At 66.6% G+C, this 1,502-nt stretch carries 1 protein-coding gene; it reads left to right on the top strand.

The window, feature by feature from the left end:
* Positions 1–90 precede the first annotated feature (90 nt).
* On the top strand, positions 91–1,502 hold a 1,412-nt coding region (locus ACWDKQ_RS36100), incomplete at its 3' end, for an IS1634 family transposase (protein WP_450143229.1).

Here is a 1,502-nt window from a genome sequence, read left to right as displayed (position 1 = left end):
GCTAGCCCCGTCATCCGCACATGGGCATAGGTGAGTTGATCGGCCGGGCCTGTGTCTGCCCGATCGAGGGCTCTGACAGGGTGTTCGGTCGTGGATCAACGTGAACGGCGACGGGCCCGGTACGTCGGTGCAAGCATCGAGAAGCAGCTGGGCGCGTTGCCCGTGATCGCTGATTACTGTCGCCGTCTGGACCTGGCCGACATTATCGACCGGGCCTGCCCGATACGGGATCTTGCCCATCTGACCCACGGGCAGGTGATCGAAGCACTGGTCGCCAACCGGTTGACCTCACCGGCACCGCTGGTCCGGGTGAGCGAGTGGGCACGCGAACACGCAGTGGAAGAAGTCTTCGGCGCCGACCCCGAACTACTCAACGACGACCGGATCGGCCGCGCGCTGGACGCGATCGCTCCCGAGCTCGATCGGATCGTGGGGTCCGTGGGAGCACAAGCGATCTCCGTGTTCGGTTTGGACACTTCCCGGCTTCATTGGGACATGACGTCGATCTCGCTGTACGGGGCCTACGAGCAGATCGACGCCGACCACCCGGCGCCGAAGTTCGGGCATCCCAAAGACCGCCGCCTCGACCTGAAACAGATCCAGGCCGGGCTGGCGGCCACCGGCGACGGCGGCGTGCCGGTCTTCCACCGAGCCTACGATGGCGGAGCCGGGGAAGTGGCCCAGGTAGTGGGCGCTATGACTGAACTGCAAAAAATGGCCAAGCCACAGGAGTTCCTGCTGATCGGGGACTCTAAACTGTTGTCCTACACCAATGTCTCGGCGATGATCGATGCCGGTGTCGGGTTCATCGCCCCCGCCTCGAAGGCGTACACCCCCGCCGCGAGACTGGCCGCACTGGACCTCGACTCGGCCACCCAGGTCGACTACGTCGCGCAACGCGACACGGGCAAACCGGCTGCCGCACGGGGCCGATGGCACGTCAGCGAAGACACGATGACCCTTGCGGGCAAACGCAAGCGAGACCCGGTGCTCACGCTGCGGCGGGTGTTCGTGCACTCCACCGCCCGAGCCCACGCCGCGGCCACCGCTCGGGCCAAGAAACTCGACCGCGCCCGCGATGACCTCGACCGGCTGGTCCGGGGGTTGGGTTCCCGCCACTACCCTGACGAGAAAGCCGTGACCGCCCGAGTCGCCGCGATCGCGGCCGCCCGACGGGTCACCGCCTACCTGCGCACCGAGACCGGCACCGATCCCGCTGCCGGCAAACCGACCCTGCGCTGGTGGTTCGACCAGGCCGCGCTGGATGCCGAGACGGCCGCCGACGGCTGGTACGCCCTGCTCACCAACCTGCCCGCCACCGTCGCAGCGGCCGAGATCCTGCGCCGTTACAAGGGCCAGGAAGTCGTGGAACGCCGCTACAGCACGATCAAAGGCCCCTTGGCCGTGGCACCGATGTTTCTGAAGAACAACCGGCGCATCGCCGCCCTGATCACCGTGATCTGCCTGGCACTGCTGATCTTCTGTCTGATCGAGCGCCAACT

Source organism: Saccharopolyspora sp. NPDC000995 (genome assembly GCF_053599315.1).
The sequence above is the reverse complement of the archived record's forward strand: the minus strand, read 5'-3'. Positions and strand labels throughout refer to the sequence as shown.